The organism is Ensifer sp. SSB1 (genome assembly GCF_016652895.1).
In the GTDB taxonomy this organism is placed as follows: domain Bacteria; phylum Pseudomonadota; class Alphaproteobacteria; order Rhizobiales; family Rhizobiaceae; genus Ensifer.
In genome coordinates, this window is record NZ_JAEPRP010000161.1 from 1 (window position 1) to 5,047 (window position 5,047).

At 60.9% G+C, this 5,047-nt stretch carries 5 protein-coding genes; 2 read left to right on the forward strand and 3 right to left on the reverse strand.

Annotation, left to right across the window (positions count from 1 at the left end):
- Positions 1-213: hypothetical protein (locus tag I8N66_RS29260; RefSeq protein ID WP_291161532.1), on the forward strand; the 213-nt coding region annotated here is incomplete at its 5' end.
- 151 nt (positions 214-364) lie between these two features.
- Positions 365-2,716 (forward strand): ethanolamine ammonia-lyase, encoded by a 2,352-nt coding sequence (locus I8N66_RS29265; RefSeq protein ID WP_291161535.1) that lies wholly within the window; start codon positions 365-367, stop codon positions 2,714-2,716.
- A gap of 23 nt (positions 2,717-2,739) precedes the next feature.
- On the opposite strand, the gene I8N66_RS29270 is transcribed toward I8N66_RS29265, so the two are convergent.
- The 3 genes from I8N66_RS29270 to I8N66_RS29280 all read right to left on the reverse strand — a co-directional run.
- The gene (locus I8N66_RS29270) at positions 2,740-3,759 is read right to left on the reverse strand and encodes a sulfate/molybdate ABC transporter ATP-binding protein (RefSeq protein ID WP_291161538.1); all 1,020 of its coding nucleotides are present in this window, start codon (positions 3,757-3,759) and stop codon (positions 2,740-2,742) included.
- 5 nt (positions 3,760-3,764) lie between these two features.
- Entirely contained in the window at positions 3,765-4,634 is an 870-nt protein-coding gene (gene cysW / locus I8N66_RS29275; protein ID WP_291161542.1) for a sulfate ABC transporter permease subunit CysW, read from the reverse strand.
- Positions 4,635-4,636: 2 nt separating this feature from the next.
- The coding region (locus tag I8N66_RS29280; RefSeq protein ID WP_291161545.1) for an ABC transporter permease subunit at positions 4,637-5,047 on the reverse strand (411 nt) is incomplete at its 5' end.

The window sequence follows — 5,047 nt, forward strand, 5'->3', positions numbered from 1 at the left end:
CGACAAGGCGCACAGCTCTTTATCGAACCCTGCATGCCGACCAATTGGCCCGGCTATGAAGTGGACTTCCGATTTGGAGCAGCCACCTATTGCATCGAGGTCAAAAGGGGATCCGGGCGGGCAATCACGCTGGATGGCGAGGAACTCAAGGACGTCAGCGTCCCGCTCGTCGATGACGGACAAAACCATCAAGTCGTTCTGGTTGTCGGCTGATGAGGTCGGAGGCGCTGACGCCATATCCATAGCAGGGGGGGGCGAGCCGGGCGAATTTTCGCCCAGCGCAAAGCACGAATTCGGCGGCTCTCGAAGCCGCCGCAACGCACAATCCAACGCGGTACCGACCTTCTGCAGAAAGGAAGTGACCATGACGAAGGGCTCGTTCTCTCACCAGCATGCCGGACTATACAGAAGAGACCTTCTGATCATTGCCGGAACTGCAGCCGCGGCACTCGCCAGCTCCAGCCACAGGGCGGCAGCGGCGTCCGGCGAAACGGCAATCAAGATCGAAGAGGTCAGACGCGATGAGGATGTGTTCGCCTACCTCAAAAGGATCAAAGGTGGCTTTACCCAAAAAGCCTACCAGCAGGTGATCGGCGCTGCCAACGAGTTCAAGGAGGGGGATCAAACGATTGGCGTGGGCGCTGAAGACGACGCGACACGGCTCCATGCGCGCGCTCTGCTGACCAACACCAAGATCGGCGAACTCTACGAGCATCCGCTGTTTGAGGACAGTCTGCAGCGCCTCATCTGGCAGACGACCGACCAGGCCCAATTCGAAAAGGTCAAAGACTGGACGATGGGACGATTGAAGGACTTTCTTCTGAACGAACCGGAAGAAAGCATCAAGGCCATAATGACCGGGCTGACCAGCGATACGATCGGATGCGTCCCGAAACTGATGACCAATCAGGAGCTTATTTCCCTCAGCAGCAAGATCTTCAATGTGATGCCCGGCACCAAAATGGGCGCGAAGGGGTATATGGGCGCTCGGATCCAGCCGAATTCTCCCACGGATCACCCCGAAGACATCGTCTGGCAGGTGTTCGATGCATTCTCCTATGCGACCGGCGATATCGTCATCGGCACCAATCCCGTGGACAGCACGGTCGATAGCGTCGTCACTGTCGAGCGCGCGCTCAAGGACATCGTCGACACATTTGCGCTCGGCGACGTGATCCCCTGGTGCGTGCTTGCGCACATCGACGTTCAGGCCGAGGTCCACGAGGATTTCCCGGGAACGGTTTCGACCATGTTCCAAAGCCTTGCCGGAACGGACGACTGCAACAAGATCTTCGACATCACGAACGACAAGATCCTGAAGTATGCGAGCGCCAAGGCCGGCGAACGATATGGCCTCTACTTCGAAACCGGGCAGGGTTCGGAATTCACCAACGGCGTCGCAAACGGCGTCGATATGATGGTGCTTGAGGCACGCAAATACGGGTTCAGCAGGGCCGTCGGAATTGAACTTGCCAAGGTCCAGCCCAAGGGCGCGTGGCTTCATGTCAACGATGTTGCCGGCTTCATAGGACCGGAGGTCTTCAAGACCCGCGAGCAGCTGGTCAGGTGCTGCCTCGAAGACATGGTCATGGGCAAGCTGCATGGGCTGATCATCGGGCTCGACATCTGCACCACCCTGCACATGACGGTCAGTCTTGAAGACCTGGACTGGTGCCAGGACCAGATCCTTCCCGCCAATCCCGCCTATCTGATCGCGCTGCCGACCAAGAACGACCCGATGTTGAGCTATCTCACCACATCGTTCCAGGACCACGTGCGGGTACGGGATAAATTCGGCTTCAAGGTCAATGATGCAATGTGGGAATTCTACAAGCGCATCGGGATCGTTGGCGAGGATGGCAGCTACACGGCAAACTATGGAGACCCCCTCTGGGTCTATTACCAGTATCGTCTCGCCAAAGGTGACGGACGATCCAAGGACGCCGTCTACGCCGAAGGCCGCGAGAAGATGCAGGAGGTTGAGGCGAGAGGCGTAGACCTCGCAACCGGTCACGGTGCAGAGATCTGGGATCTCAACCCGGCCCTCGCGGCCAAGGTCAAGAGCCTCTACGACGATGCCAAGCTATCGCTCTGGGCTGAGCTCACGCCCGAGTTCATTGCCGCCGTTCCCAACGCCGTGCCGGTGCGCACGCTCTCCAGGGACCGCAACGACTATATCGCCCACCCGACCACAGGCGAAACGATTAGCCCGGAAACGGCCGCCGAGATTGAAAAGGTCCGGGAACTCTGGGGTGATGACATCCCGAAAGGGCAGATCGTCATTTCAGACGGCCTGAACGCCAAGGCCATCATGGACGAGGGTCACCTTGCACCCTTCCTCGAAGAGATGCGCAAGCTTCTTTCCGACGCGGGCGTCTCGGTGGGAGACAAGAACATCGTCGTCACGAGCGGACGAGTGCGGGCCGGCTATCGCATTGGCGAGATGCTTTACGCGAAGGCCGACCCCGACAGCCTGAGAGGGATCCTCCACATCATCGGCGAACGTCCCGGCACGATGCATCACGCCTACTCCGTCTACATCACCGTCGCCAAGGGCAAGCGATGGGCGGAGAAGAACATCGATCACGACATCACCAGGCTGGTCAGCAATGTCGCCGATACGGCGCTGGACCCGAAGAAGGCGGCCAAGGAGACCTTGACCATCATCCGGGAAATCGTCGGCAAAGAGGTCAACGGCAGCCGCCGATACGGATAACCGTGACAGCCGGCTTCTAGCAACTAGGCAGCAAAGACCTTCGCGCGGCGCAACGTGACAAATCCAGTGTCGCCGGATTTCACCGTGCGTTCCGGCTCCAGGTCGAGTTCCAGATGCGCACCGTCCCGGGTGGTCGCTATCACCCGGCGACCGCCGGGCCGGTCCATGACACGGCTGACGGTGGCGGCGATGCCGGCTCCCTTCGGCGCCCAGTCGAGATCACCCGGACGGGCGTAGAGTTCAGCCTTGCCATCCGCCAAGCCTGCGGCGTCGATCTCCGCGCCATCGGCATAGGCCCTGCCATCGCGCACCTCGGCGGCCAGCATGTTGGCATCCCCCAGGAACTTCATGACAAATGCCGACTTGGGGTCGCGGCAGACTGCCTCCGGTGTTCCCTGTTGGACGATGTGACCATCCTTCAGGATCACCACGCGATCGGCAAGGTCGAGCGCCTCTTCCTGGTCGTGGGTGACGAACAGCGTCGTGATGCCGAGCGTTGTATGGATCTCGCGCAGCCAACGGCGAAGCTCCCGCCGGACATTGGCGTCCAGCGCGCCGAAAGGCTCGTCGAGCAGCAGCACTTTCGGATCGACCGCAAGGGCGCGGGCAAGTGCGACGCGCTGACGCTGCCCCCCGGAAATTTGCGCCGGAAACCGGTCACCCAGACCTTCGAGACGGACCAGCCGCAGCAGCTCCGTCACCCGTGCCTGGATCGCCGCCTTCTCGCGCTTGACCTTCGAGACGTCCATACCAAAGGCGATATTTTCCGCCACGGTCATATGCGGGAAGAGCGCATAGTGCTGGAAGACGAAGCCCACGCCCCGATCGCGCACCGGGATATCCGTTGCATCCTGATCACCGAAATAGATGTGGCCGCCATCGGCGAATTCGAGCCCGGCGACCATGCGCAGAATGGTCGTCTTGCCGGAGCCGGACGGCCCGAGCAGAGCGACAAGCTCGCCGCTCTCGATCTCGAGGGACACGTCCTTGACGGCGCGGAACGTTTCGAAAGTCTTGACGACGTGGTCAAGGCGGATCTTCATGATGTTTACTCCGCAGGATTGGCTGCCGGACGGACACGGCCCGCCCCACGGCGTTCCAGCGCCACTTTGGCAATGATGGTGAAGACGGCGATCAGCGCCAGGATGGACGCCGACGCGAAGGCGCCTGCCGCCTGGTAATCGTGGTATAGCAGTTCGATATGAAGTGGCAGCGTGTTGGTCTGGCCGCGGATATTGCCCGAAACCACCGACACGGCGCCAAACTCGCCCATGACGCGGGCATTGCAGAGAACCACGCCATAAAGCAGCGCCCATTTGATGTTCGGCAGCGTGACCGAGAAGAAGGTGCGCCAGCCGGAAGCCCCGAGCGACGTTGCCGCCTCCTCGAGGTCCCTGCCCTGCGCCTGCATGAGCGGTATGAGTTCGCGCGCGACGAACGGCGCGGTGACGAACATCGAGGCAAGGATGATGCCGGGGATCGCGAACAGGATCTTGATGCCGTAGGCATCGAGTGTCGGACCGAAGATGCCCTGCAGGCCATAGACAAAGAGATAGGCGACACCCGCTACAATCGGCGAGACCGAGAACGGGATTTCGATCACCACCAGCAGGAAGGCCTTGCCGCGGAAGTCGAACTTGGTGATGGCCCAGGCCGCGGCAATGCCGAAGGCGGTGTTGACCGGCACTGCGACCAGCGCCGCAAGCACGGTCAGCATGATCGCGTGCCGGGTGTCGGGATGAAGGATCGTGTCGCGATAAACCTGCCATCCCTTGGCAAAGGCTTCGACACCAATGATCAGCAGAGGTGCAAGGATAAGGAAGGCACCGAGGATCAGGACGGTGCCGATCAGCATGCGGCGGAAGAATGGTCCATCACCGACCCGCGGCGGGGTGCGTCCGGTTCTCATCATTCTCATGGTCAGCCCCTCGCCGTATAGCGCAGCGCACGCGCCTGCAGCCAGTTTGTGATGCCGAGCATGAGGAAGGCCGTGAGCAACAGGACGGACGCGATCGCCGCGGCGGCCTGGTAATCGTATTCCTCCAGCCGGATGAAGATCAGCAGCGCGGTGATCTCGGTCGACATCGGCTGGTTGCCGGCGATGAAGATGATTGCGCCGAACTCGCCGAGGCAACGGGCGAAGGAAAGCGATAGACCTGCGAGCAGGGCCGGCGTGAGAAGCGGCAGGATGACCTTGCGGAAGATCGCCCAATCGGACCCGCCAAGCGACTGGGCCGCTTCTTCCAGCGACGGATCGAGATCTTCCAGCACCGGCTGCACCGTGCGAACGATGAAGGGCAGCGAGGTGAAGCACATGGCGATCATGATGCC

What these genes read in the sequence shown, in the direction of transcription:
- cysW (WP_291161542.1), bottom strand. Translation starts at nt 4,634, where the DNA reads ATGAGAATGATGAGAACCGGACGCACCCCGCCGCGGGTCGGTGATGGA.
- I8N66_RS29265 (WP_291161535.1), top strand. Translation starts at nt 365, where the DNA reads ATGACGAAGGGCTCGTTCTCTCACCAGCATGCCGGACTATACAGAAGA.
- I8N66_RS29270 (WP_291161538.1), bottom strand. Translation starts at nt 3,759, where the DNA reads ATGAAGATCCGCCTTGACCACGTCGTCAAGACTTTCGAAACGTTCCGC.